Consider the following 25,586-nt stretch of genomic DNA (forward strand, 5'->3'; position numbering starts at 1 on the left):
CTGATTGAAATGATACTAAAAGTAAAATCATAATCTGAAATTGATGGTTAAAATTTTACTCGGAGTAAAATACAAAAATAAAACATTTCACAACCTGTGATGCAGTTAACATTTTCACGCAGAAACCACATGCTAACCTTTTTGCCAGAGGATTGTTCTGTTTGGTGATAAGTATGCATAATCGTCTAAAAGGAAACGAAATATTTTTACTGGCGCGCACGTTGGCTCCGGAGTTAGGTAGAAAAGAAAGATCGATTGCACGGTTTATTGATGATAACCCGGAAACGCTCGCCTCCATGTCTATTACTGATATTGCTGATTATCTTGATGTCAGTGTTGCCAGTATTACCAAGGTGGCAAAAAAGCTGGGGTTCACCGGCTTCCACGATTTAAAAATGAATATTGGAAAACACATCACTGTATCGGAGGAGTTGATCGACGTCCCTCCTGTTTCTGGAGGGGAGTTCTATACTGAGAAAATTGTGGAAAGTACGCTGTATAATTCAATCCTTGCTTTACAGGATGCGCTTAAGGCGATAGATATTGCGGTAGTGAAATCCGTAGCCGCGCTGTTTATTCACCGCAGTGAAAATGCGCGGATAGTGATTGCTGGTTGTGGTGGATCCGGATCAATATGCGAAGATTTTAACCACAAGCTGCTTAAGATTGGTATTTTTTCGTCGGTATTCAGTGATAGCCATAAACAGCTGATGACCGCATCGCTGATGCGCCCCGGTGATATTTTGCTTACGGTATCTCACTCCGGGCAGACCACCGATATTATTAATATGACAAAAATGGCGAATGACAAAGGCGCAGAAACGATTTGTCTGACCAACTATCCTAACAGTCCGTTAAGTCATATTTCACGCCATGCGATTATTTCATCGGTTAAAAACAACCCGATTACCGGTGAAAATGCAACAACACGCATAGTTCACCTGAATATTCTGGATGCAATCTTTACCATTATCGCCAGCAAGACCAGTGAATTCAGCCAGGAAAGTTTACACAATACCAGAAACGCTGTGGCCTCTAAACGCACAGTCAGTTAAGGATTTGATTATGAAAGTTGATGTGGTGGTTATCGGCAGTTTGAACTATGACATCCTGGTGCAACAGGATCGCCTGCCTGATATTGGTGAAACCTTCACGGGCAATGAATTAATGTTGATGCCCGGAGGTAAGGGCGCGAATCAGGCGGTTCAGTGCGCCAAACTGGGGCTAAACGTCAGTATGGTAGGTTGCGTTGGCAATGATATTTATGGCAAAGAGTTAATTTCCTCGCTCGCTGAAAACAATGTTGTCGTCAGTCATATTGCTGCACGGGGTAATAACTCAGGCATTGGTATTGTTCAGATATTGGAGTCGGGCGATTACTGTAGCACGATCATCAAAGGGGCCAACTATCTGCTCACTGAAGAGGATATTACGGATGACCTGTTCGAGAATAAGCCACTGGTAATTTTCCAGTCGGAGATTCCCTCGGCTATCGTAGAATACGCCATTCAAAAAGCCCACCGGCTGGACAGCAAGATTCTGGTAAATAATGCCCCAGCTCGCCATATTGCCGATGAAACGCTCAGGCTGATCGATTATCTGGTGGTCAACGAAACGGAGGCGGGCTTTATGCACGCTGCGCCGGTTAACTCCGTTGAGGAAGCCCAAATCTGCGCCACGCATTTGAAAGCACGTATTGCCGGAGACGTGATTGTGACCTTGGGTGAAAAGGGCGCGGTGATTTCAACCGGAACGGGCGCGCAACATTTCCCTGCGGTTTTCTGTCCTGATGTTGTCGATACCACCGGGGCAGGGGATTCCTTTATTGGTGGGATTGCCTACTGTCTTGTTAAGGGGATTGCGTTAGCGGAAGCGGTGCCTTTTGCCGCTGAAATCAGCTCTTGCTCGATTCAAAAGTACGGCGGACAGAGCTCTTTCCCCATGTTACCCGACGTGGTGCATGCCTTGCGTGTGCAACAATCCGAACTCAGTCACTGACGCTGATTCATTAAATTGCCCGTCAGGTGACGGGCAACATTATTCAGCCTGCCCAGTCCCCCACCATATGGCTGAGATGGTTTTTCATCAGCTCGCCAGTCAGCTCGGTATTACCTGCCAGCATCGCATCAAGGATTGGCTGATGTTCTTCGGCGGATTTAACCAGGCCGCCACTCTCGCGTAATGCCTTCAGACCATACTGACGTGACTGATCACGCAGGTTTTCCACAATCGCCAGCAGTGGTTCATTTTCCAGTAACGACAGCAGGCCAAGATGGAACTGATGGTCCATTTCCAGATAGCCCGCGATATCTCCGGTTTCGGCAAACTGCACCATATCAGCGGCAATTTTGGCGAACTCGTCTTTACGCGGCTCAATACGTTCTTTCAAACCGGCCAGTTTCATCATCGACGGGATTTCCAGCAGCATGCGCAGTTCATAAACGTTCTCGCGCTCTTTGTCGCTGAAGGGCAGCACGCGGAAGCCACGGTTGCGCACCGCTTCCATCAAGCCCTGGTTTACCAGCGTCAGCATTGCTTCGCGCACCGGGCTGTTAGAAACGCCCAATTCTTCGGCGAGCGCAGAAGCAGAGTAAATTTTGCCTGGCGCAAGATCGCCCGATAGCAGGCGCAGCTTCAGAATAGAAAGTGCCTGATCCCTCAGATTGGTTTGCCGTAATTGATTTACGTTTTCCATAGATACTCCAGTAAACGATAACATGCTACATGTCAGTAATTTTGACATGTTTCCTGACAAAGAGCCATCTCTGCTGGTATGACAATAATGCACTTTGATTTTTATCTAAGTCATTATCAGATATTAACTTTTAATTTCGTTAAATAACGAAAATACAGACTTTGTTATCGGCTAACCTTTCCTTTGCCAGCGAAATGATTTCTTATGGCAATAGATTAACGACATCTCCCCATATAAAAAAACTCTCCCGGCTGGGAGAGTTTTATCGGTCAGAAGCTGTAAGTCGGTGGGGTGGAGCCTTCTTTATAGACTTCTATGGTTTTCACCGCACCGTAGGCGGTATCGTTGTTATTGAGGATTTTCGCGTAATCACCGCTGGTGATCAGATGCTCATAGGCCCCTTTGAGCGCTTCCAGTAGTTGGGCGGAGTTGTCATTCCGTGCCACCGCGGTGGCAGTGGGGCCACCACCAATCGCACCGGAGGCATCCAGACCTTGATCCAGTCGAATTGATTCCTGTGCGCCGCCACGATTGATCAGCACGCCATCAACGCGACCACTGTTCAGAGCCAGTACGGCATTGTTGATGGAAGGGAAAGCGCTGATGGTGGCGGCATTGCTGCCACATTTATCGGCAGCAGTTTTCAATGTGGCCAGCTCGGCGGAACCGGCCATGGCACCCATCTTATGACCGCAAATATCGGCCAACACTTTCGGGCTGAAACCGCTGGTTTTTTTCACCAGGTACGTACTGTAATCCTGCCAGTTCGAGACAAAGTCCGCAGTTTTCAGCCGTTCAGCGGTGACATAAAACTCGCCGTAGGAGATATCAAATTTATTAGCTTGCAACCCGGTCAACGCGGCGGAGAAGGGGATCAGGCTGATTTCCGCTTTCAGCCCCATGGTTTGGGCGACGGCATTCGCCAGTTCAACATCCATTCCTTTTAAGCTGCCGCCTTCTTTATAAGCCAGTGGTTTACCGATATCCGGTACCGCGATGCGTAGCACCCCGGCGTCTTTAATAGCAGGAGGAACCAGAGCAGCAACGGCATCTACTTTGGCGACGGTCATCTGTGCATAGCTTGTAGTTATAGAAAACGCACCCGTCGCCATCGTGGCTGCCAGGCACAACAGACGGAAACTGAAAACTTTCATTAACGCTCTCCTCAGGTTGATTTTGCGGCACGACGGTGTTGTGTAAAAGGCAGTCCATTGACAATGCGATGTAACGGGTAATATATTACCCATTATACACAGCATTGCAAGTGCCCCAGGTTTTCGCTTTACTCACCCGTGGAGGCGACGTCATGCCGCTACGGCTATCACATTGAACATGCAGGCAATTGAGGTGAAAGAGAATGGAAGTAACTGATTTTGATGTCATTGTTATTGGTGGTGGTCCTTCAGGTTGTTCCGCAGCCTGGGAATTGAGAGATCGTAATATTCTCGTTCTGGAAAAAACGCATCGTCTTGGCGGGCGCCTCTATTCCATGTCGCGTGGTGATTACTGGCTTAACCTCGGGGGGCACCTGTTTCCGCCAGCCGGTTCGCATATGCGTAATATCCTGCATTCTATTGGCCTGGATGTGATCAGCATCCCGGGCAACAAATTTGCCATCTATTGGGGCGGCAAAGTGTACAAACCTAACGCGGTATCCGCGCTGCCATTGACCATGTCGATGACGCTGCGGGAGCGTTTTGCGCTGGCCATGCGCGGCTTGAAAATCCTTAAAGCGGTGAAAGGCTGGCAGGAAGCGATGAAACCGGTTATCGGTGAAAACAACCAGCGCCGTCGCGCCCGTGTGGCAAGTTATCTGGCGGATGAATCTTTCCGTGATTTTATGGGGCCACTGCCGAAGCGTCTTGAGGCCTTATTCCAGTCGGCTGCGCGTCGTGCGGCAGCTGAAATGGAAGATCAGCATGCCGGGGTCGGCGTCTCACTGTTCGGGGCCGTGTGGGCAGGTAAAGGTGACTCGATGGCACTCAACCTGAACGGTGGTTCTGGTCGTTTTGGCGAAGTGATGATGGAGATGCTGGGCGACCGCGTGCGCTATCACACCACGGTGAAATCCGTGAAGAAAGTGGGTGACAAAGTCACGGTGGTGTTCGAGAGCGAAGGACGTGAGCAGACGGTGACGGCAGCTGAAGTTATTGTCGCGGTACCTGCGCATTTTGCCGATCAGATCGTGCAGGATATTCCTGATGATGTGCGTGCTACGCTGAAAAACGTCCAGTACGGCCCTTTCCCGACCATGGGGATCATCACCGATGAAACCGGACCGATGCCGTATGACGATATCTACGCCATCACCACGCCGGATGCATCCTTCGATATGTTCTTTAACCACGCCAACCCATTGCGTACCGGGCCGCGCAAACCGGGCGGTAGCCTGATGGTTTATTCCGGCGGTGCGCCAGCCCGTGCGATGCTGAAGCTGACCGATGAAGAGATCCGTGATCGTTATCTGGCCGACGTCTACAAAATGTTCCCGGAACTGAAGGGACATGTGAAAGAGACCATTGTGCAGCGGTGGGAGCCGGGGAATACCTACCGTCCGGCAGGCTTCGATTTTCAACCGATGCTGAGTTATTGCGAACGGCATGATGTGAATATTCATTTCGCCGGTGATTACTTTGCCGAGATCGGCAATATGGAAATCGCCACCGGAACGGGCCACGAGGCCGCACGCCGTGCACGTACCCATTTAATGGCGCAGGAAGCACAGCAGCTGAAAATGCGACTGGCTGCTCTGACGCAACGCGGCACCCTGTCAGCGGTAAAGGAGAAAGCATGACCGCCACCCGCACTATTCGTTTTGGCATTATTGGTGCGGGGGCGGCGGCAGAAACTCATGCCCGCGAGCTGGCAAAGGTGGCTGGCGCAGTGCTGAACGCCGTGCTGGCGCGGGACAGCGATAAAGCCGCAACCTTTGCGGCCAACTATGCTATCCCCCGGGCGTTTAATGAGCTGACGGCGTTTCTCAATGAGGGGGAACTGGATGTGGTCATCATCACCACACCCAACGGCTTGCATCGCGAGTATGCACTGGAAGCCGCGCGGGCCGGGAAGCATGTGGTGATTGAAAAGCCGCTGGAAATTAGCACAGAACGTGCACAAAACATTATCGACGCCTGCCGGATGGCAGGCGTGGGGCTGTTTGTGATTTATCAACGTGTCTATTCCGATGCCGCCCGTCAGGTGGCAGAGGATATTGCGGCGGGGCGGCTGGGTGAGATTACGTTGGTCAACATCGTAGATAACCAGTTTCGTCCCCATCGGTATTACACCCGTGATGCCTGGCGCGGCACTCAGGCATTGGAGGGCGGTGGCTGCCTGATCACCCAAACCACGCATCTGATTGACCTGGTGCAGTTTCTGCTTGGCCCGGTGCATGCGCTGTATGCCGCCACGCGCACCGCTTATCATCCGATTGAAACCGAAGATGTCGCCGTGGCGGTACTGCATTTCACCTCCGGTGTGTTGGGGACGCTATCATCTTCCACCTGCGCGTATCCCGGACAACGTCATCTGCTGACCATCAGCGGCACTCAGGGTTCGATAATGATCAACGGGGAGCATGATCAGATCATTTTTCGCAGCACGGCCGAAAGCGGCCAGAGCCATACCATTCCGCCAAGTTTTAGTTTTGCCGACCCGACGGACCCGCGTGACTATCCCACCGACGGCCAACTGCGCCAGTTGCAGGCGATTGTGCAGCGTCTGCAACTGGGTGAGATTGCCGCCGATGGCGAACGCGCCATGTTGTCAGTCAAGGTGGTGGAGGCGATGTATCGGGCGGCACGGGAAGGGAAGGTGATTGAGGTTTCCACGCTTACATCGTCTGTAGCGGTTATAACGTGAACCTGGGTCACGTCGAGAGCTGCATTACCGGTTTCGAGTCTGACAGTCAGCGCAGCATCCCTGGCATGTGGATTGGCGTGAGCGAATAAACAGCGTGCCAGCGGTTTCCCTGTCCCGGAGTGTGTTGCTGTCGATGAGTAATTGTGTGTCCGAGGGGTTGACCAGCATCACAATGGCTGAAATCTGATTGATTCTGTCTGGGGTGCGATAGAAATCAGCAGGAAGTCTATCTCGTTCCCTACCCTTAAATGAGAGAATTCTCATCTCTGACACTATCCCGTCGGAATTTATTGTGTCGGGCCGTTCAGTCGAAAAATTATAAAGATGCAGTGCACGGGCCAAAGGCCCTTTTCTGACAATCCCTTCTTTTTCGGACGGGGAGACTCCCTCGATGGCATCCAGCAACAAATCCATGCGGTGTCTGCCATAGATCACTTTGTAAAGCGTTGAACTGGGCTGGCCGCAATGGCGTGGATTACTTTCAACAAGCAGAACGGCGTTTTCTTTGGTCAGAAAAACTTCATTATGGGTGAACCCGTTAAGCATACCCGAAGCGTTAAGGATATCGGACACGTAGCGGATGACGTTGTCAGGCAGGGCCGGGCTGTCAGCGTCATAGATTTCAATCCCTTTAAGGGTTCTGTTTTCATCATAGAGATACTCTCCGGCTCCAACCAGGCAGTGCCTGCCATCTATGGTCAGAAAATCAATAAAGAATTCTCTGCTGGTGGCCGGGATATATTGCTGAACACTGATCCTGGCGATGTCCCGGTCAGGATAATATGTGTTTTTCTTGCCAAGCGTTTTGCGTAGGTAGTCCATTAATTCATTGGCAGAATAGAGCACTCTGACATCAGCCATCGCAGCGGTATCTTCAGAGGGCTTAGCCACTAATGGATAACCAATTCCCTCAAGTAACGCTTTTTTCCCCTGGACGTCGGTGAGTGACGTTATTTCTATACCCGGAATGACAGACAACCCTCGTGAACTGAGGTAGGTATTAAAAGTATGTTTGTTTAAAAAAATCTCAGCTTTTGTCGCCAGGGGGGCCAGGTTCAGCAAACGGCTGATAGCATCCGCATAACTTAATGCGGCATCCAGACCGTTTACGACACAGGCTGCTTCAGCGTTGTGTCCGCGAAGCAACCTATTGATATTAAATACATCTTTATTTGCGTCGCCTCCAGACTGAATCAGATAGTCAGCGTGTTGGGTGAGCCAGTGAGTATCAATACGTAGAGTTTCAAAAGTGGTAAGCACTGCCAGGATGCAATAATCTTTGCGGCGACAGGCCTCAAAAGCATCTTCGGCCCACATCCAGGGATGAATAAAAATAATGGCTTTTTTCATAACATATCCTTCAGAGATGCTCAGCTTCCCACTGGCGATACTGAAAATAGGTGAGAGCGATTTCCTGATCCGTCTGCCCCGTCAGAAAAAAAGCAGCAGGACAGGAAGAAACATCCGTTGTTGGTCTGAGCAATCCGCCATCAGCCGCTTTCATGATGACGCTGACAAAACCGGGCAACTTTTCAAGAAACGCCAGAAGTGCAGCATGGGAAAAGGGTTCAGCTTTGGAAGCAATAGCATGAACACAACGCAGGGGAAGTTCGAGATGGTATAGAGCAACCACCTGATGGAAGGTCTCAGGGCAGGTATAGGCATATTTCATCAGCTCCAGCTGATCACTACCCGTAGCATGGCGGATGGCTTTGGGATTGGCAGCACCAGAAGCTCTGGCAGCCACCTCGAGCAGCACGGGACCTTCAGAGGTCAATATCAGTTCTGTATGACCGGCACCTTTTACTATCCCGGTTGCGTCAAGCACCCGTAGGGTATAAGCAATACACTGATGAACTTCTGCATCTACTGGGTTGCACAGGTCATCGTAGTCATACAGATTCCTTCCATCAGTCAGTCGTTTTGAAACCCGCCATACATCAGTGACTTTATGTATACCATTTAGGCTCACGGTATTGACGACATATTCAGTACCGTCAATAAACTGCTGGATAAGAGCATTATGGTTGTGATTGTGCATACTATTTTGTTTGCCTGTGATAGCTAACACAGCCGTTTCAATTTGCTTTTCATTCGTACAGATATACACGTCATCAGATCCCGCACTGTCGAGTGGTTTCACCACAACTTTTGGTTTACCCAACTGTCTGAACCATTTTTTAAGTACTTCAGGATCATGACTGAAAGTTTGAGGTGTGACCTTCAGACCGGCACGACCTACCGCCTCATTCATCAGATATTTGTCTCTGCGAAGCGAGGTAGTGTCAGGATTATTTCCATCGGGTTCAATATGCCATGCCAGTTTGTCAGCCAGCATCACGGCTGACTCATTACCAGGAATAATCGCCAGGGGACTATGACGGGCGATTTCATGCAGAAGTGTTTTTTCCTGACGGTCTTCCCAGCGATAAAGTGTCTTAAATAAATGCTTATGGAATCGGGGGTGAGATAATGCATGTACGGAAGCATCTGATTCAACATGAACCAGATCAAAATCTGGAGCCATCTCTTCAGTGAGCAATGCACCAGAAGAAACGGCATCAACAATGACGATAACAGGTCTGACAACTTTAGATTTATTCAACATGGCGCTCATCTCTCCATTTATCTCAGGGGATAGGTTGAACCTGTTTTTCTATTCTTTTTTCTGAAAATTCGCTGGAAAATTCGGATGATAATATTTTCAGAATGTTTGCCTGGTTTTTTATCAGATAATTTTTTCATGGATAATCCTTGCCATCTCTTCGTAACCAGAATCATTAAAGTGAAGATGATCGATATAAACATTTTCGTGTAGGACAGGGGAATCTTTCATCAGAAGGTTCATGTCAAAATAGCCTATATCTTCATCAAGACATCCTGCTCGTATCTTTGAAGAATAGGACTCATGTAAATCGGGTGTAGTGAGTTTTTCAAATAACCGCCAGAAGTTGTTCGCACAAGCATCAATGGCATGGAACATTTCTTCTTCTGTCTCATGAAACTCGTTCTTACTCCATCGTGACAGAGGCTGTAGAATGTAATGCACTTTGGCGCGATTACGGCGTGCCAATTGATTAATCTGAGCAGCAGAGTCCACGGTTGTCCGGGCTGCACGATGAATACGCTCCGCGAGGTTCATATGGGTGTCATTAATGACGTTCTCTGCTGGATTTTCAATATCTTCATCCAGCCAGTTGTAGAACTTCTCTGTCAGTCGGGGAAAAAGGTTTTTGGTTGCGGTGTCATTCCATGACGCATAGGAGTTTGCGCGCTTCTTTAAGTCCTCATTGTATCGACTCATATAATGGGTGAATTCGTATGAATAATAATATTTACCGTACTCACTCGAATAATCGTCTGGTAATCCTTCTAGTGTTAAGGTATTTAGCCCGCTGAGAATGATGATGTTGTTAATTCTGGAGAACCGGTGTTGGTTTAACATAAAAATAATGGCTTCCTGGATGGCATTGTATCCGCGACCACCAAAATTCAACCAGACCTCACCTGTGAGCCGGGAAAGGGTAGAGGACACAGTGTTTGCATCAGATGTTGTTCCTGTTCCCATTGCCGTCGAACCACCGATCACAATATTGACTGGCATGTCTTTCGGGAAGTCTGCCGTTGATGCCCAGCCAAAAGGTGAATAGCTCAGGCGAAACCCCATGCTATCGGTATTAATAACATCTGATGTGTAATTTTGATGATGGAAAAACATGGTATATGGCACCCACCTGACACCTAAATACATGAACTCATCATATTCACGTAATTGTGGTGTAAGTTCATAGCAACGATTTACCGCTTCCTGATGCGACAGTTTTTTAAATTTCATGGTTCGTCCTTTGAAAAATTATTAGCATGGTGTGCTTGTCCCTCGGTAGCTGGATTAATTTATCCAGAATTAGTCCAGCGGATAATGTTCCTTCCAGTCTGTTTGTTCTTCCCACGCTGGTTGGTCCTGTTTGCGCAAAACAAAGTTACCTAATACGAGATAGTCCATTGAGGTGCGCATAAAACAGACCCAAGCATTCTCCGGCGATTCCACTATCGGCTCTCCCCGAACATTGAATGAGGTATTAACCAGCACCGGGCAGCCGGTACGTGCATGGAACGCACTCAGGAGTCTGAAAAAAAGAGGGTTATATCGGCCATTGACCGTTTGCAGACGCGCCGAATTATCCACATGAGTGACCGCGGGGATCTGGGAACGGACCTGGTTCAGCCGCTCCAGGCCCGTTGCTCGTGGAGTGTCGGGCTGTGTAGGAATACGTTTTGCTTCCGCTACCGGGCAGACGAATAGCATGTACGGACTTTGTGCCTTGGCGCGGAACCATTCCTGCGCGTATTCTTCCAGCACCGCTGGCGCAAATGGACGAAACGACTCCCTGTTTTTAATTTTGAGGTTCATCACTGTCTGCATTTGCCGATTACGCGCATCACCGAGGATCGAACGTGCGCCTAACGATCTTGGACCGAATTCCATCCGCCCCTGAAACCAGCCCGTCACATTGCCATTGGCAAGAATACGGGCAACTTCGGCGCAAAGTTTCTCATCTGGCAATTCGGTAAAGACTGCGCCCCGTTCAGTGAGAAATGCCAGGAGCTCATCACGTGTATAATCGCTTCCAAGGTAGCTTCCCTTCATGCTGTCTTCTGGCTCAGGCATGCGCACGGCATTGCCGTGTTCATACCAACCCGACAGGGCTGCGCCCAAGGAACCACCGCTGTCGCCGGAGGCAGGTTGTACCCAGATATTTTTGAATATCCCCGATTCTGCCAGCTTGCCATTGGCCACGCAGTTAAGCGCAACACCCCCGGCCAGACAAAGATTGGTTGCCCCGGTTTTTGTCTGCCAGTTCCGCGCCATGAGTAACACCACTTCTTCAAGTACGGATTGCACCGAGGCGGCCAGATTAAACTCGCGCTCAGTGAGTTCACTCTCAGCCATACGTGGCGGGCCACCAAACAATTCATGAAACTTGTTTGATGTCATCTGATCGCCGGTAGCATAGTCAAAAAAAGACATATCCATCTCGAAACTGCCGTCCGGGTTAACCTGAATAAGATGTTTTTTAATCAGATCGACATAAACCGGGCTTCCATAGGGAGCAAGTCCCATCAGTTTGTATTCACCAGAATCCACTTTGAATCCACAGTAGAAGGTGAATGCCGAATACAGCAGACCAAGGGAGTGGGGAAAACGAATTTCCCAATGTTTTGTGAGCCTGTTACCGTCACCTTCCCAGACCGTTGTCGTGTCCCACTCGCCAACGCCATCAATACAGATTACTAAGGCTTTTTCATAAGGGCTTGGAAAGAATGCTGATGCTGCATGGGAGCGATGATGATCGATATAGGTGATTTCTGGGACAGAAGTGCCGCAGAAGCTCAGTGCCTTTCTTAATTTTTTGCGGACATGAATTTTGTCGGTCAGCCAGCCTGGTACGTGAAGAAAAAGCGACTTAACACCTGACCACCCCGACGTGGTTGCTGTGGACATAATGCGGTTAAACTTTTTTTCGGGGTTCTCGTAATAAAAAATCTCCGATACCTGGGCAAGCGTTATTCCCGCCATTTGCAGACAAAACTTCACCGCATTCTCAGGAAATGAACAATCCTGTTTGATACGAGTGAATCGCTCCTCCTGAGCTGCGGCGACAATTTCTCCATCGCAGAGCAATGCAGCAGCACTGTCATGGAAAAAACATGACAGACCAAGAATGTAAGTTTTCATGATATTCCTCTCAGAAAGCGAGTCTGGCACTCAGAGGTGTGAATTGACGGGATGCCATAAACGCGGGGCGCGGTGAAGAAACGTCGTTTAATGGATTACTGACCCGGTTATAAGAAATGAAAACGGCTTTTCTGTCCCAGGGGGAGGCGTTTGCGCTGGAGCAGTGTAGGAGGTTGCAATGGAAGAAAAGGACATCACCGGGACGGCCTTTGGCTGCAACCATTCCCTTATGTTCGATTTTGCGGCGCAGGTAATTTTCGGAAAGACGGTATTTAAGTTTTTGTGCGGTGGTAATCGCCCAATTTTCACCGCCATCAAGCTCTCCGTAGGGTTTTGCATGGATCTCATCGATGAGTTCATCATGTTGAGTGCCGGGCACCAGTAACATAGGGCCGTTAAAATCATTGATCTCGTCCAGGAAAATAACAGCCGTTAACGCCTCCGGTTTTGGCATGCCGTCTTCTTTTTTCCAAAACCAGTAATCCGAATGCCATTCCCAGTTTTGCCCCTGGAACGCCTGTTTGGTATTTATCTTATATTGATGTACGTAGACGGGGCCGCCCAGTAGGGCTTCTGCACGCTTAAGCAGACGTTCATCACAGGCCAGGTTTTGAAAAAACGTGCTGTGCAGGTCTGGTCCATTAATACTTCTTATTGTTTTACCGTCTTCCTCCAGAACCGTTCCCACGATGATCTGCTGCATCAACTTTTGGGTTTCATCTTCCATGACCCGGACTTCATGACGAGTGTACAGTGATTCGATGATGTTAAATCCATGTTGAGCATACAATTCCATTTCCTTTGCATCCATTTCTTTCATCCTATGACTTTATGTGTTATTCCATTGAAATATAATGATTAATTTATAAATCCATGCGATTTTCAATGCAGGGTGATGGATTAATAAACAATAACAATCTACTGACCAAAGTATAGCCCGTCAATAAATAAACGTACCGTGAGTAATTTTTATGCGTAAAATACGGTCAGCAATTCAGCCAAGAGAGGGGACGTAAGCTCAACTGCGTTCGCAAAAAGTGCGATGTTGCAAGGGGCGATAAAACGTCATTTTGATGATTAATAAATAAATTATAATTACCTTTTACGATTAAGTCATATTCACAGGCAGTCATTATTCAAGGATGAATTTATGTCAATAATTCCAGAAATATCTCTTCGGGCAGAAGAACGACGTCTTGCCTGGCGTCTGTTATCCGGCACGTTCGCCTACACTTTCGGCAATGGCATCGCCGTTATCGCTGCCGCGCTCATTATGAGCCAAACCACAGGTGATCCGGGCAGTATCGGGGTGTTGTTCATCATGGTGTCTTTACCACAGGCACTGCTGTCATTTGTTGCTGGCAGAATGGCAGACCACTATTCACCACAGAGAATTTGTCTGGTTGCCAATCTGATTAGCGCCAGTGGTGGCGGTGGGCTGCTGCTGCTGGCGGTGTTTGGAGAGTTGACCCCTTACCCGCTCTATTTTTTCTCGTTTTTACTTTCCGCCTGTACCGCGATGATTTTTCCGGCAACCAATGCCCTTATCAGGCATTGTGTCAGAGAAGAACAACTCCCCCGCTTTAGTTCGCGTTTCGAAATTGCTATCCAGGCGGGTTCATTGATTTCAGTTGCCATCGGTGGGGCAGCGATGGACCACTTTTCACCGGCCAGTGTTTTTCTCGTCAGTGCGATAGCCTATTTTATCAGTGGCTTGCTTATCGGCTCACTTCGCTACCGATCTCCGACATCCGCGGAAACCGATGCGGATGTTCAACAGGTCTTGAACCATTACCGGCCCGCAGGAGCATTACTTTTGTATGCGACAGGCAATGTCATTATTACCGTCACCAATACCCTGATGGTCATTCTGGTGGTGCAGTATTTTTCGGCCAGCGCAACGTCTCTGGGTATCGCGGATGCGCTGGCCGGGGTTGGTGTGATTGTTTCATCGTTGCTTTACACCCGCATTCACAAACAGTTCCCTTTGGTTGTCATCATTGCTGGCGGATACCTGCTGTGCGCAATCTGCATTTTTTTGCAGCCGCGCTTCGGTCTGTCTCATTATTTTGTCCTGTTCCCTTTGGGAACCCTTTTTTATGGCTTTGCGCGAATTGGCTGCCGTCAGCTTATCTACAGTGTTTGTCGCAGGGAGGCGACCGGACGTTTTTTCGGTTATGCAAATGCCGCTGGTCTGGCGCTTTCTGTTCCTGCCACGCTTGCGGTCAGTTGGCTGGTCAGGCATCACGATGTGATGATGGGATATACGGCAACCGGACTTTTCATCATCAGCGGTATGGTCGTTGCACTTTATATTCTGCTGTTCAAAAGGCGGTGCTAATCACAGTAGCGAGTCAGTGCATATTTCATTCAATTTTTTTGAATTTTAACAGCAAAACCCTCAGCTTTCCCTCGCCACCCGACAGGTCTATTCTTTCTCACATCGAGGCAGAACGCCTCACCGACTAAACAAAATTCTGAGGAAATGACCATGAAATCTATCAAAACTTTCGTTGCAGTTGCGGCTCTGTCACTGATTTCTTTCGGCAGCTTTGCACAGAGCATTACTGCTTCCGCTTCCACCCTGGATGGCGCAGAAGCGAAAATCGCTGCACAGGCCGCACAGCAGGGTGCACAGTACAAAATTACCGAAGCGAACACCAATAACCGTGTTCACATGACCGCAGAACTGTATAAATAACGGATGGTCATATAGGGATATGCCGGAAAAGGTCGCCGCAAGGCGGCCTTTTTTGCACAGGGGCTGCGCAACTGTGCAGCCCGCTGGGATCTGTCAGGCTTTGGTTTCCTGAACCACGCCAGGTAACTGGCTCCAGTCGGCGTACCAGGTTTTAAACAGCTTCAACTGGTGTTCCACGTAACCACGTTGGCTGGCGCTCAGTTCGTCACTGCTGTTGAAGTGCAGCGCGTACTCCTTATCACCCTGCAATACCATCATGTACTTGAAGAACAACACCAGATCCGGTCCGGCATCAAAAGATGACAGAATCGCCAACGCTTGCTCCAGCTCCTGGGCACGCTGGCGGGCTTCAGCGTGGCCGGTTGCCGCAGTGCGCGACAGGTTGCACAGATGGATGACCTCTTTCGGCAGCACATTACCAATACCGGTAATTGCCCCGGTAGCACCGCAGTTGACAAAACCGTGTACCACGGCGGTATCAACGCCTACCATCAGCGTGACATCATCATCGCGGCTGGTGATGTGTTCGGCGGCATAGCGCAGGTCATCCGGGCCACCAAATTCCTTAAAACCGACCAAATTGGGATGCTCTGCGCGCAGGGCGAAAAACAAATCGGCGCGGGTGGCAAAGCCGTAATACGGGCTGTTGTAGATCACTGCCGGTAAATCCGGTGCCGCTGCCAGGATGGCTTTGAAGTGATCTTTCTGCGCCGCAATCACCGAACCCCGAGACAGCACACGCGGAATAACCATCAACCCTTTAGCGCCTACCTGCTGGGCATGACGGGCATGGGCCACGGCAGAAGCGGTATTCACGGCACCGGTACCAACAATGACCGGTACGCCCGCTTGCACCAGACGTTCAACGCCTTGCATACGCTGCGCATCGGTCAGCAGCGGCCAGTCACCCATCGATCCGCAATACACCACCGCCGACATACCGCTGGCCAATAATTGCTGCGCTTTACGCACCAGCCCATCAAAATCCGGCTGACGTTCTGCGTTGCAGGGCGTCATTAATGCAGGAATTACACCGGAAAATATCGCTGACTTCATGTTTTCATCTCCCGTTAATTTAATTGAATCATCTTTGCGACAGCGAAAATCGGCGTAGGGGAGGCCATCGTCAGAATAAATCTGAGCGTCCCACACGGGGTTTTTGGATTGTCGCGCCGCCTGCTGAGATCAGGCGGCTAATAAAGCCGGATTAGCGTGCCGCGCCGGTCAATAATGCCGGATCGATCTCTGCCAGGACATTTTTCAACACGGCTTTCTGTTCGCTGCTGTATTGCGGAATCGGTGCGCGCACTGGCCCGACAGACAGTCCCAGCAGTTCACAGGCGGCTTTTACGCCACTGTTGTAGCGGCCTGAACCCAGCAGGCAAATCAGCGGATAAATCTGTCGCCAGATTGTCACCACCGTTTGATCATCGCCGCTTTGACTCGCCTGATGCAGTTTTGCCAGCGCCGGTGCCATAAAGTTGGCAATGCCCATCACCATGCCTGGTGCTTTCAACATTAATGCCGGCAGCATTAAAACATCTTCGCCATTAAGAAAATGGATCTCATTGGCATGCTCATTTATTAAGGTACTCATCTGCATAATATTGGCCGATGAGTCTTTGACATATTTCACCTGCGGAATTTCACGCGTCAGTTTTAATAAAAAATCGACGTCCAGATGTAGTCCGGTGGCCGGTGGGAAGTTATAAGCACAAATCGGCAGGTCGGTGGCTTCGGCGACGCCCGCGTAATAGGCGAAGGCTTCATTAAAGCCGATTGGCTCATAATAAGGGGTGGCGAGCATAACCGCGCTGGCTCCCACCTCCTGGGCGTGTTTGGAAAACGCAACAGCTTCACGTGTGGAGGTAGCACCGGTATGCGCCAGCACCGAGGCACGACCAGCAGTCTGGTCCACGACAATTTCCACCAGACGCAAACGTTCGTCGTGGGACAGTACCGAGAATTCACCGGTGCCGCCTGCGGGAACGAAACCGTCGACGCCATCTGCAATACCCTGCTCAACCAGCTTCCGCAGTGCAGCTTCATCGATTTTTTCACCGTCGGCGGTGAAAGGCGTAACGATGGCAGAAAGTACACCCTTAAGGATCATGTGCTAAATCTCCGTTAATAAATGATTAAAGCGGGGGAAAACCATCTGCGAGTGCGTCTTCCGCATCGGCAGCAAGGATAAGAAAACCGTTAATGTAAGCCCGGCTGGTGATGGCCGGGATAACATATAAACGATCGGTGGTTTCGCGCACCTGCTGCGCGGTGACACTAAAGGTCGAACCGATAATACTGTGGGTAGTGACGGTGGCATCGGGTGCGACTTTGCCTTCGCTCACCAGCTTGGCGAACAGCGCGCTGGTGCCGGTACCACACGGCGAACGATCGATCACCCCGGGTGGGGCCACCACCACAATACTGGCATCCTGCGGTTGTGTGGCATCGTAGTGATAAAACAACACCTGATAGACATCCAGTTCATCACCGGACAGAGGATCGCATACCCCACCGGCGGTATATTCGGCGCGCAGCAGGCGTGCCAGCCGCACAATTTCTGTGGCGTTATCCCGTTCCAGCGATAAGCCAATCTGGCTGGCGTCCACCGAGATGTAGTAATCGCCGCCGTACAGCAACTCAACCGGTAGGGTGCGGCCATCAACCTGATAGGGTTGCGGGGTTTTCACCACAAACGACTCGACATTCACCATGGTCACGGTGGTGAAGTGCTCACCTGTACGGCGTGCGGTGATGCCAATCGGACCCGCTGGGGTACGGATACGAAACGTCGTCTGCTGCGGATGGTCCTGCCACAAACCCGGTAGCAGGTTCATTTCGACAATCACCGAGGCAAAACCAATCATGCAGTGGCCGCACATCGGCGGGTAAGAGCCTGGCTCCATGATCACCGCGCCAATATCACAGCCGTCTTCCTGGGTGGCAATCGGTAGTACCGCACAGGTCAGGCCGCCACCGCGTGGTTCATGCACCAGACGCCGCCGCCAGTGGTCGGCATGATCGCGTAGCCAAAGACGCGCGGCATCCACTCCCTGCACGCTCTCTGGCAGGGTGATGCCGGATAAAACGATGCGTGTCGGGTTGCCACAGGTATGAGAATCCACCGCCAGAATCTCCTGGCGATCAGCGCGCTCCAGCCATGCCAGCGCGCTGGCGGGTAAAGTGCGGCTGTTATTCATGGCTATCCACCCGGAAAAGCGGCTGACCGAGCAGGGCGCGATCAACGTTGATGCCTAACCCTGGCGCTTGCGGCGCGCGACCACGACCCCGCTCTGAACGGGGCTGATAACCGGCGATATGTTCTTTGGTCCAGTCGTTAAAGAACGAGGCGTGCAATAGTGCTGCCGGGTGGGTGCCGGCGGCCACATGCGCCACTGCCGCCGAGGTGACATCACCCCCCCAGACATCTTCAATCACGATGGTCATGCCGAGATCCTGCGCCAGGTCGCGCATGCGCACGGCACCGGTGATCCCACCCACACGCGCCAGCTTGATATTGACCGACACCGCTCCGGCATCGTATTTGGCGCGATACAATGCGGCTGCGTTGATCACCGATTCGTCCATCGATAATGGCAGGCTGCTCATACGTTGCACCAGCGCGCAATCGGCGGTGTCACGGCAGGGTTGCTCAACGATAATATCCAGCCCGGCCATTTCACGTACCGCGACCACCGCCGCCTGCAGGTTCCAGCCACCGTTGGCATCGGCGACAATCACTGCATCTTTATCGCAAGCCTCAACGACACGGCGAGTGCGTTCTGCATCTTCATAAGGATCGTTACCGACTTTCAGCTGGAAGCGGTTGATGCCTTCACGCTGACGCAGGCGCACAAACTCCGCCATCGCCTCAGGCGACGAGAGCGGCACGGCCTCATACAACGGGAAATCCGGCTGTGCGATACCGCCAATCAACCGTGCAATCGGCAGGCCAGCGGTTTTACCCAACAGATCCCAGCAGGCGATATCGATGGCGCTTTTGGCGCTTTCCTGACCGAGCAGCACCGCGTTCATTTGCTGGTGGATCAGCGCCAAATTGGTGGGATCAAGACCGATAAGCGCTGGAGCCATAGCCCGCACACTCTCCCGTGTGCCACCGGCAAACGCGGGCAGGTAAGTCCCCCCGAGGGTGCAGCTTTCTCCCCAGCCTTCTTCACCAGTATCCGTCACCAGACGGACCAGGGTGGAAGCCTGGCTTTGGGCCGCGCGTCCACCTGACATTACGTATTCACCGTGGGCGTAAGTCAGGTCATAGCCATACACTTCGATTGCAGCGATTTTCATCTGTCGGTGCCACCTTGCGTTGTTGGTAATGGGTAATATATTACATTCGACACTTGGGCTGTCAATCTGCTTTTTTCTTGCTCAATTCGCCGTTGTAGCGTGCCGCGTCTGAATCAGTGATCAACTAAAGAGGGCGGCCAGTTGCGGGTTGAGGAACAGGTTATGCGGGTCCAGCTCGCGGCGTAGCTGCACGAAACGGCTGAAATCCGGGTAGAGTTGCGCCACGCGTTGACGGCTGAGAAAGTGCAATTTTCCCCAGTGCGGTCGCGCCTGAAATTCAGCCAGGGTGCTGTCCACCGCGCGCAGGAACGGCAGGTAATTTTTACCGATCTCGCCGGAGACGGAGAGGGAGGTGCTGTCACGGCCTGACTGCGCCGAGAGAAAACCGTGATCGGCTTTTTGCCAGCGTACCTGTAACGGCGACTGCGCATCGGGGAACTGCGTCAGCATCAGTTGTTGCAGTGCCTGCACCGCGTCACGGGCATCGTTGGCATCGACCATGTACTCCAGCTCATGGAATTTCGATTCGGTGGTGCCATCGGGATAAATCCGCCAGGCCTGATCGGTACGATGGTTGATCTCTCCCACCGGCGTGCCGGGTGCAGCGTGAGGGACTTCGCGCAGCAACTTAACGAAGCAGTGCCCGGCAGGCACCTCGCCGAGCTGATAGAGGTCGGCGGAACGCGCTCCTGGCATCCACCAGAAGGAGAAATGGCGATATTCACGCAGCAGAAAGTCCCACTGACGCCACACTTCCTCCATCGGCAGGATGATGTTTTCTTCCCGCAGGCTATAGGAGGGGATCAGTTGTAAGCCGACACGCAGCACCGGACCCAACATCCCCAGTGACACCTGCGCCGCATGCAGCAGCTCCGGCGTGCTGGCGTCGATATCCATCACCTCACCACGCCCGTTGACCACCCGCAGGCTGGTCACCTGAGATGAGATCGAGCCGTAGTGGATGCCCGATCCTTTGGTGCCGGTAGCAATTGCCCCGGCAATCGACTGCGCATCCACATCCCCCTGGTTGGCGATCGACATGCCCGCCTGCCACAGCGGTGCGCCGAGCGAGGCCAGCGTCGATCCGCCCCATACCTGCGCCTGTAACTTCTCGCTGTCGCAGGCAAGCACGCCACTCAGCGCCGAGAGATCCAGCAGCAGGTTTTTCGTCTCCACCACTGGGGTAAATGAATGGCCGCTGCCTGCCACCCGCACGCTGTATTTTTCCGCTACCGCCTGTTGGATCAGGGCGATGGCAGCGGCTTCGTCGCCGGGTCGGGCGAGCTTGTCGCAGTCGAATGCCTGGTTACCGCCCCAGTTCTGCCAGTGATGTTGGGTCATGTGTTGCGCTCCGCAATTTGTGATTAAGGGGTATTGACGCATAAAAAATAAACCAACATTATGTTAGCGGCTACCGGTTATCGATTACCAGGTTATTTTATCGCCTTACCAGGTTTAAACATGTTCAGGGGAACGCAAGTGACACAGACACAACTGTTAAATCGGCAGGTAATGAAAGATATGAGAGAGCTTGAACATATGCCCGTCGTCCCGTTGAGGCACCGTGGTCGCTGGTTTGCTGCGGGGGTTTTACTGGTGATCGCCATCGGTCTGATTATCTCTGCCATCACCAATCCACGCTTTCACTGGGACGCCGTCGCGCAATATCTTTTTGATGACTCGATCATCGCGGGACTCTACACCACCGCCTGGTTGACGCTGGCCTCAATGGCGATTGGTATTGTTCTGGGAACGCTCATCGCGTTGATGCGCATGTCGAAAAACCCGGTACTCTCCACGGTCGCCTCCGCCTATCTATGGCTATTTCGTGGTACGCCGCTGCTGGTGCAACTGATTTTCTGGTTCAACCTTTCGGCACTTTATCCGCAAATCACCCTCGGATTTCCGTTCGGACCGAGCCTCGGAGCGTTTGATGCCAACAAGGTGATTACCGTCTATGCCGCTGCCTTGCTGGGTCTGGGGCTGAATGAAGGCGCGTATATGTCGGAGATTGTGCGCTCCGGCCTGAGCGCGGTGCCAAACGGTCAGCGTGAAGCGGCAGAAGCGTTAGGCATGTCCAGCTTCCGCGTGATGTTCCGCGTCATTCTGCCGCAGGCGATGCGCATCATTATTCCACCTACGGGTAACCAGCTGATTGGCATGCTGAAAACCACCTCGCTGGTGAGTGTCATTGCCATGCAGGACCTGCTTTATTCCGCCCAGCTGATTTACACCAACAACTTTCAAACCATCCCGCTGCTGATTGTGGCTTCGCTCTGGTATCTGGTGCTGACCACGGTGCTTTCCGTGCTGCAACATTACCTGGAAAAATACTTTGCCAGGAGTGAACAACGTGCCGCAGCCACGCAGGTGGAACCACAAGAACAACCGGCAAGGAGTTCCTGATATGGCCTCAGCTTATTCTCCCATATTGCCCGGCCAGTTTGCGGTTGTGGCACGAGGTATCGAAAAGTCCTATGACCATCTCCCGGTGCTGAACGGTATCGACCTCACTGTTGAGTATGGCCGCGTGTGCTGCATCCTCGGCCCGTCAGGGTCCGGCAAAAGTACCTTTCTGCGCTGTATGAACCATCTGGAGCGCATCGATCGTGGTCTGTTGCAGGTTGGCGGCGAGATGGTGGGTTACCGCGAACATCACGGCAAACTGTATGAAATGAAGAAGTCCGAAGTGGCACGTCAGCGCGCCGACATCGGCATGGTGTTTCAAGGCTTCAATCTGTTCCCGCATATGACGGTGCTGGAAAACATCATCGAAGCGCCGATTCATGTACGCCGCATGCGCAAGGCCGAAGCCATCGATCAGGCAATGACGTTGCTGACCAAAGTGGGGCTGAGTGCCAAAGCCAACGCTTATCCGCGCACCCTCTCCGGTGGACAGCAGCAGCGCGTGGCGATTGCGCGCGCGCTGGCGATGAAACCCAAATTGATGCTGTTTGATGAGCCAACCAGCGCCCTCGACCCGGAACTGGTGGGTGAGGTGCTGAGCGTGATGCGCGAGCTGGCTGCCGAGGGCATGACCATGATTGTGGTGACACACGAACTCGGCTTTGCCCGCGAGGTGTGTGACCAGGTGGTGTTTATGGACAAAGGCGTGGTGATGGAACAAGGCTCGCCGTATGAATTCTTCCAGAACACACAGAATGCGCGTGCCAAAGCCTTTCTTGGCAAAGTTCTCTAACTCTAATCCGCTGGAGCGTTTATGACTTCCTTACCTGAGACCGTTCGTACCCAGGCATTGATCAATGGACAGTTTGTTGCTGCTGAACATGGCGCAGTGTTTGATAACTACAACCCGGCCACCGGCCAGGTGCTGAACCAGATTGCCGCCTGTTCTGAAGGTGATGTGGATAAAGCGGTGCAGGCCGCGCGTGAGGCTTTTCAGGCCGGGGTCTGGAGCCGTCTCGATCCGCGTGAGCGCAAACGTATTTTGCTGAAGTTCGCCAGCCTGCTGGAGCAGCATACGGCGGAACTGGCTCAGCTGGACTCCATTGATGCCGGTAAGCCGATCTCGGACTGTGAGAACTTCGATATCCCGGATGTGGTGAATAACGTGCGCTGGTATGCCGAGGCCATCGATAAGGTGTTTGGCAAAATTTCACCAACAGGGGAAGGTAACCTCGGGTTGATTGTGCGCGAGCCGGTCGGGGTGGTCGGTATGGTGCTGCCGTGGAATTTCCCGGCGGCTACCCTTTCGTGGAAGATCTCCCCGGCGCTGGCGGCAGGTAACTCGATTGTGGTGAAACCGGCCGAGCTGGCGTCGCTGTCAACCCTGCGTATTGGCGAACTGGCGCTGGAAGCGGGAATTCCGGCCGGGGTGTTTAACGTGGTGCCGGGACTGGGGCATATTGCAGGCAAAGCACTGGGTTTACACCAGGATGTGGATGCATTGACCTTTACCGGCTCCACCGAAATTGGCCGTCAGTTCCTGCGTTACTCCGCCGACAGCAACCTGAAGAAAGTGGTGCTGGAGTGTGGCGGTAAAAGTCCGCAAATCATCATGCCGGATGTGTCGGAGAATCTCGACAGCATCGCCGAAAACCTGGCAAACGCTGCCTTCTGGAATATGGGGCAGAACTGCACCTGCGGCTCGCGCATTCTGGTGCATGAATCCATTAAAGACGCCTTTATGGTGGCGTTTACCAAAGCGGCGGCCATCTGGAAAAACGGCCAGCCGGGCGATCGCGCCACCAAACTCGGACCGATGATTGAACCCTCAGCATTGAAACGGGTGCTGGGTGCCATCGATCAGGCGGTCAGCGAAGGCGGCAAACTGGCGCTGGGTGGCAAACAGGTACTGACCGAGACCGGCGGCTGGTTCGTTGAGGCGACGATTATCGATCAGGTCACCGCAGAGATGACGCTGGCGCAGCAGGAAATCTTTGGCCCGGTGGTGGCGATCATGACCTTTGGATCTGAAGAAGAAGCGGTGACGTTGGCGAACAACTCAGAATATGGCCTGGCGGCGACGGTGTTTGCGAATGACATCAACGTGGCTATCCGCATGGCGCGTCAGATTCAGGCAGGCACCGTGGCGGTGAATGGCTATGGCGAAGGGGATATCACCACACCCTTCGGCGGCTATAAAACCTCGGGTTTTGGCGGCTACGACAAAGGTATCGAAGCCTTTGATCAATACACCCATGTGAAAACCGTCTGGGTTTCGCTGAGCTGATAAGGTCATGTCATGAATCTGATGGGAAAAAACTATATCGGCGGTGAACGCAGCAGCCAGCACGCCCCCGAGTTGTGCAGCGTCGATGCGCACAGCGGCGAAGCGTTGCCGTACCGTTTTAGCCAGGCCAGTCACCAGGAAGCGGAACAGGCGTGCCTCGCTGCTGAGCGTGCTTTTGCCCCTTACCAGGCGCTGCCATCCGAACAACGCGCGTCTTTTCTTGATGCCATCGCCGATGAACTCGATGCGCTGAACGATGATTTTATCCATTTGGTGATGCGTGAAACCGCGTTGCCGGAAGGACGCATTCGCGGTGAACGTGCGCGCACCAGTGGGCAGATGCGCCTGTTCGCCAGCGTGCTGCGTCGGGGTGATTATCTCGGCGTTCGCATCGACACCGCCTTGCCCGATCGCCAGCCGCTGGCAAGGCCGGATCTGCGCCAGCTTAAGGTTGGTGTCGGTCCGGTGGCGGTGTTTGGTGCCAGTAACTTCCCGCTGGCCTTCTCCACAGCAGGGGGCGATACCGCCGCCGCGCTGGCTGCCGGTTGCCCGGTGGTGGTGAAAGCGCACAGCGGCCATATGGCAACGGCGGAATGCGTGGCGGATGCGATTATGCGGGCGGCAGAGAAAACCGCGATGCCAGCCGGTGTGTTCAATATGATCTACGGCGGCAGCATCGGTCAGGTATTGGTTCGTCATCCGGCGATCCAGGCGGTGGGCTTTACCGGCTCACTGAAAGGGGGCCGGGCATTATGTGATATCGCGGCCGCCCGTCCACAGCCGATCCCAGTGTTTGCTGAGATGAGCAGCATCAACCCGATGATCTTGCTGCCCGGCGCACTGGCGGTGCGCAGCGAACGTATTGCGCGTGAACTGACCGATTCCGTGGTAGCCGGGTGCGGTCAGTTCTGTACTAACCCTGGGCTGATTATCGGTATCGCTTCGCCTCAGTTTTCCGCCTTCCTTGCCATGATGGCGGAGAATATCCGCACCAGCCCGGCGCAGACCATGCTGAACCGGGGTGTGTTGAGTAGCTATGAACATGGCCTGACGCAACTGCATCAACACAGCGGCATTCGTCATCTGGCCGGTGCGGTGCAACAGGGGCATCAGGCGGTGCCACAGCTGTTCGCAGCGGATGCATCGCTGCTGATTGCGGGTGATGACCTGTTGCAGGAGGAAGTCTTCGGCCCGGTGACCATTGCTGTTACCGTGCGCGATGAGGCGGAATTGCAGGCGGCGCTACAGGGGGTGCGTGGACAGCTGACCACCACGTTGCTGGCTGAGCCGCAGGATGTGCAGCAGTTCGCCCATCTGGTGCCACTGTTGCAACGCAAGGCCGGGCGGTTGCTGTTTAACGGCTATCCCACCGGCGTAGAAGTCAGCGATGCCATGGTACATGGCGGACCTTATCCGGCCACCTCCGATGCCCGCGGCACCTCAGTGGGAACGCTCGCCATTGACCGCTTCCTGCGTCCGGTGTGTTATCAAAACTACCCGGTGGAATTGCTGCCGGACGCGCTGAAACCTGATAATCCCCTCCATTTGCTACGGTTGGTGAATGGGGTTTATGGTCGCGAAGCGGGCTGAG

At 52.4% G+C, this 25,586-nt stretch carries 22 protein-coding genes; 10 read left to right on the forward strand and 12 right to left on the reverse strand.

Features of this window, described 5'->3' with window-relative positions:
* The first annotated feature begins 173 nt into the window (after positions 1–173).
* Positions 174–1,055, forward strand: a complete 882-nt coding sequence (locus PAT9B_RS27935) for a MurR/RpiR family transcriptional regulator (RefSeq protein ID WP_041526295.1) — start codon at positions 174–176, stop codon at positions 1,053–1,055.
* Between the two features lie 10 nt (positions 1,056–1,065).
* Complete coding sequence (locus PAT9B_RS27940) at positions 1,066–1,998, forward strand: ribokinase (RefSeq protein WP_013512644.1); 933 nt, start codon at positions 1,066–1,068, stop codon at positions 1,996–1,998.
* Between the two features lie 43 nt (positions 1,999–2,041).
* On the opposite strand, the gene PAT9B_RS27945 is transcribed toward PAT9B_RS27940, so the two are convergent.
* Positions 2,042–2,695 carry a GntR family transcriptional regulator gene (locus tag PAT9B_RS27945; RefSeq protein WP_013512645.1) on the reverse strand — a complete coding sequence of 218 codons (654 nt, stop codon included), beginning with the start codon at positions 2,693–2,695 and terminating at the stop codon, positions 2,042–2,044.
* Positions 2,696–2,964: 269 nt separating this feature from the next.
* On the reverse strand, positions 2,965–3,849 hold the full coding sequence (locus tag PAT9B_RS27950) for a transporter substrate-binding domain-containing protein (protein WP_013512646.1): 885 nt from the start codon (positions 3,847–3,849) through the stop codon (positions 2,965–2,967).
* A gap of 203 nt (positions 3,850–4,052) precedes the next feature.
* Between PAT9B_RS27950 and PAT9B_RS27955 the strand changes: the two genes are divergently transcribed.
* Positions 4,053–5,489 carry an NAD(P)/FAD-dependent oxidoreductase gene (locus PAT9B_RS27955; protein WP_013512647.1) on the forward strand — a complete coding sequence of 479 codons (1,437 nt, stop codon included), beginning with the start codon at positions 4,053–4,055 and terminating at the stop codon, positions 5,487–5,489.
* Complete coding sequence (locus PAT9B_RS27960) at positions 5,486–6,556, forward strand: Gfo/Idh/MocA family protein (RefSeq protein WP_013512648.1); 1,071 nt, start codon at positions 5,486–5,488, stop codon at positions 6,554–6,556. Before PAT9B_RS27955 ends, PAT9B_RS27960 begins: the two co-directional genes overlap by 4 nt.
* Before the next feature lie 24 nt (positions 6,557–6,580).
* Here the strand turns inward: PAT9B_RS27960 and PAT9B_RS27965 are convergent, their stop codons facing one another.
* The 5 genes from PAT9B_RS27965 to PAT9B_RS27985 all read right to left on the reverse strand — a co-directional run bounded on the left by PAT9B_RS27965 (position 6,581) and on the right by PAT9B_RS27985 (position 13,104).
* The gene (locus PAT9B_RS27965; RefSeq protein WP_013512649.1) at positions 6,581–7,906 is read right to left on the reverse strand and encodes an acetyl-CoA carboxylase biotin carboxylase subunit family protein; all 1,326 of its coding nucleotides are present in this window, start codon (positions 7,904–7,906) and stop codon (positions 6,581–6,583) included.
* 10 nt (positions 7,907–7,916) lie between these two features.
* The gene (locus PAT9B_RS29540; protein ID WP_013512650.1) at positions 7,917–9,164 is read right to left on the reverse strand and encodes an ATP-grasp domain-containing protein; all 1,248 of its coding nucleotides are present in this window, start codon (positions 9,162–9,164) and stop codon (positions 7,917–7,919) included.
* Positions 9,165–9,284: 120 nt separating this feature from the next.
* A complete protein-coding gene (locus PAT9B_RS27975) occupies positions 9,285–10,391 on the reverse strand; it encodes an SGNH/GDSL hydrolase family protein (RefSeq protein ID WP_013512651.1) in 1,107 nt (368 codons plus the stop codon).
* A gap of 69 nt (positions 10,392–10,460) precedes the next feature.
* Positions 10,461–12,293 carry a carbamoyltransferase gene (locus tag PAT9B_RS27980; RefSeq protein WP_013512652.1) on the reverse strand — a complete coding sequence of 611 codons (1,833 nt, stop codon included), beginning with the start codon at positions 12,291–12,293 and terminating at the stop codon, positions 10,461–10,463.
* Between the two features lie 10 nt (positions 12,294–12,303).
* Entirely contained in the window at positions 12,304–13,104 is an 801-nt protein-coding gene (locus PAT9B_RS27985) for a phytanoyl-CoA dioxygenase family protein (RefSeq protein ID WP_013512653.1), read from the reverse strand.
* A 339-nt stretch (positions 13,105–13,443) separates the two neighbouring features.
* Here PAT9B_RS27985 and PAT9B_RS27990 point away from each other — a divergent pair, with 339 nt between their 5' ends.
* The gene (locus PAT9B_RS27990) at positions 13,444–14,634 is read left to right on the forward strand and encodes an MFS transporter (protein WP_013512654.1); all 1,191 of its coding nucleotides are present in this window, start codon (positions 13,444–13,446) and stop codon (positions 14,632–14,634) included.
* A 150-nt stretch (positions 14,635–14,784) separates the two neighbouring features.
* Positions 14,785–14,994 (forward strand): YdgH/BhsA/McbA-like domain containing protein, encoded by a 210-nt coding sequence (locus tag PAT9B_RS27995; RefSeq protein WP_013512655.1) that lies wholly within the window; start codon positions 14,785–14,787, stop codon positions 14,992–14,994.
* Positions 14,995–15,087: 93 nt separating this feature from the next.
* On the opposite strand, the gene PAT9B_RS28000 is transcribed toward PAT9B_RS27995, so the two are convergent.
* From PAT9B_RS28000 to PAT9B_RS28020, 5 genes are all read right to left on the reverse strand, one after another.
* Positions 15,088–16,050 (reverse strand): dihydrodipicolinate synthase family protein, encoded by a 963-nt coding sequence (locus PAT9B_RS28000; protein ID WP_013512656.1) that lies wholly within the window; start codon positions 16,048–16,050, stop codon positions 15,088–15,090.
* 151 nt (positions 16,051–16,201) lie between these two features.
* Positions 16,202–17,107, reverse strand: a complete 906-nt coding sequence (locus tag PAT9B_RS28005; RefSeq protein ID WP_013512657.1) for a dihydrodipicolinate synthase family protein — start codon at positions 17,105–17,107, stop codon at positions 16,202–16,204.
* A 25-nt stretch (positions 17,108–17,132) separates the two neighbouring features.
* Positions 17,133–18,197 (reverse strand): proline racemase family protein, encoded by a 1,065-nt coding sequence (locus PAT9B_RS28010; protein WP_013512658.1) that lies wholly within the window; start codon positions 18,195–18,197, stop codon positions 17,133–17,135.
* On the reverse strand, positions 18,190–19,302 hold the full coding sequence (locus PAT9B_RS28015) for a mandelate racemase/muconate lactonizing enzyme family protein (RefSeq protein WP_013512659.1): 1,113 nt from the start codon (positions 19,300–19,302) through the stop codon (positions 18,190–18,192). Before PAT9B_RS28015 ends, PAT9B_RS28010 begins: the two co-directional genes overlap by 8 nt.
* A 120-nt stretch (positions 19,303–19,422) precedes the next feature.
* The gene (locus PAT9B_RS28020; protein WP_013512660.1) at positions 19,423–20,643 is read right to left on the reverse strand and encodes a D-arabinono-1,4-lactone oxidase; all 1,221 of its coding nucleotides are present in this window, start codon (positions 20,641–20,643) and stop codon (positions 19,423–19,425) included.
* A gap of 180 nt (positions 20,644–20,823) precedes the next feature.
* On the opposite strand from PAT9B_RS28020, the gene PAT9B_RS28025 reads away from it, so the two are divergent.
* Genes PAT9B_RS28025 through PAT9B_RS28040 form a run of 4 tightly spaced genes read left to right on the forward strand, consistent with a single transcriptional unit; the run spans position 20,824 to position 25,585 of the window.
* Positions 20,824–21,708 (forward strand): amino acid ABC transporter permease, encoded by an 885-nt coding sequence (locus PAT9B_RS28025; protein ID WP_223300543.1) that lies wholly within the window; start codon positions 20,824–20,826, stop codon positions 21,706–21,708.
* Between the two features lies 1 nt (position 21,709).
* On the forward strand, positions 21,710–22,501 hold the full coding sequence (locus tag PAT9B_RS28030; RefSeq protein ID WP_013512662.1) for an amino acid ABC transporter ATP-binding protein: 792 nt from the start codon (positions 21,710–21,712) through the stop codon (positions 22,499–22,501).
* A 21-nt stretch (positions 22,502–22,522) separates the two neighbouring features.
* Complete coding sequence (locus PAT9B_RS28035; RefSeq protein WP_013512663.1) at positions 22,523–23,995, forward strand: aldehyde dehydrogenase; 1,473 nt, start codon at positions 22,523–22,525, stop codon at positions 23,993–23,995.
* 12 nt (positions 23,996–24,007) lie between these two features.
* Positions 24,008–25,585: an aldehyde dehydrogenase (NADP(+)) gene (locus PAT9B_RS28040; RefSeq protein WP_013512664.1), complete on the forward strand. Its 1,578-nt coding sequence runs from the start codon at positions 24,008–24,010 to the stop codon at positions 25,583–25,585.
* The last annotated feature ends 1 nt before the right edge of the window (position 25,586 follow it).

Origin of the sequence: Pantoea sp. At-9b, assembly GCF_000175935.2 — a bacterium.
Taxonomy (GTDB): Bacteria; Pseudomonadota; Gammaproteobacteria; order Enterobacterales; family Enterobacteriaceae; genus Pantoea.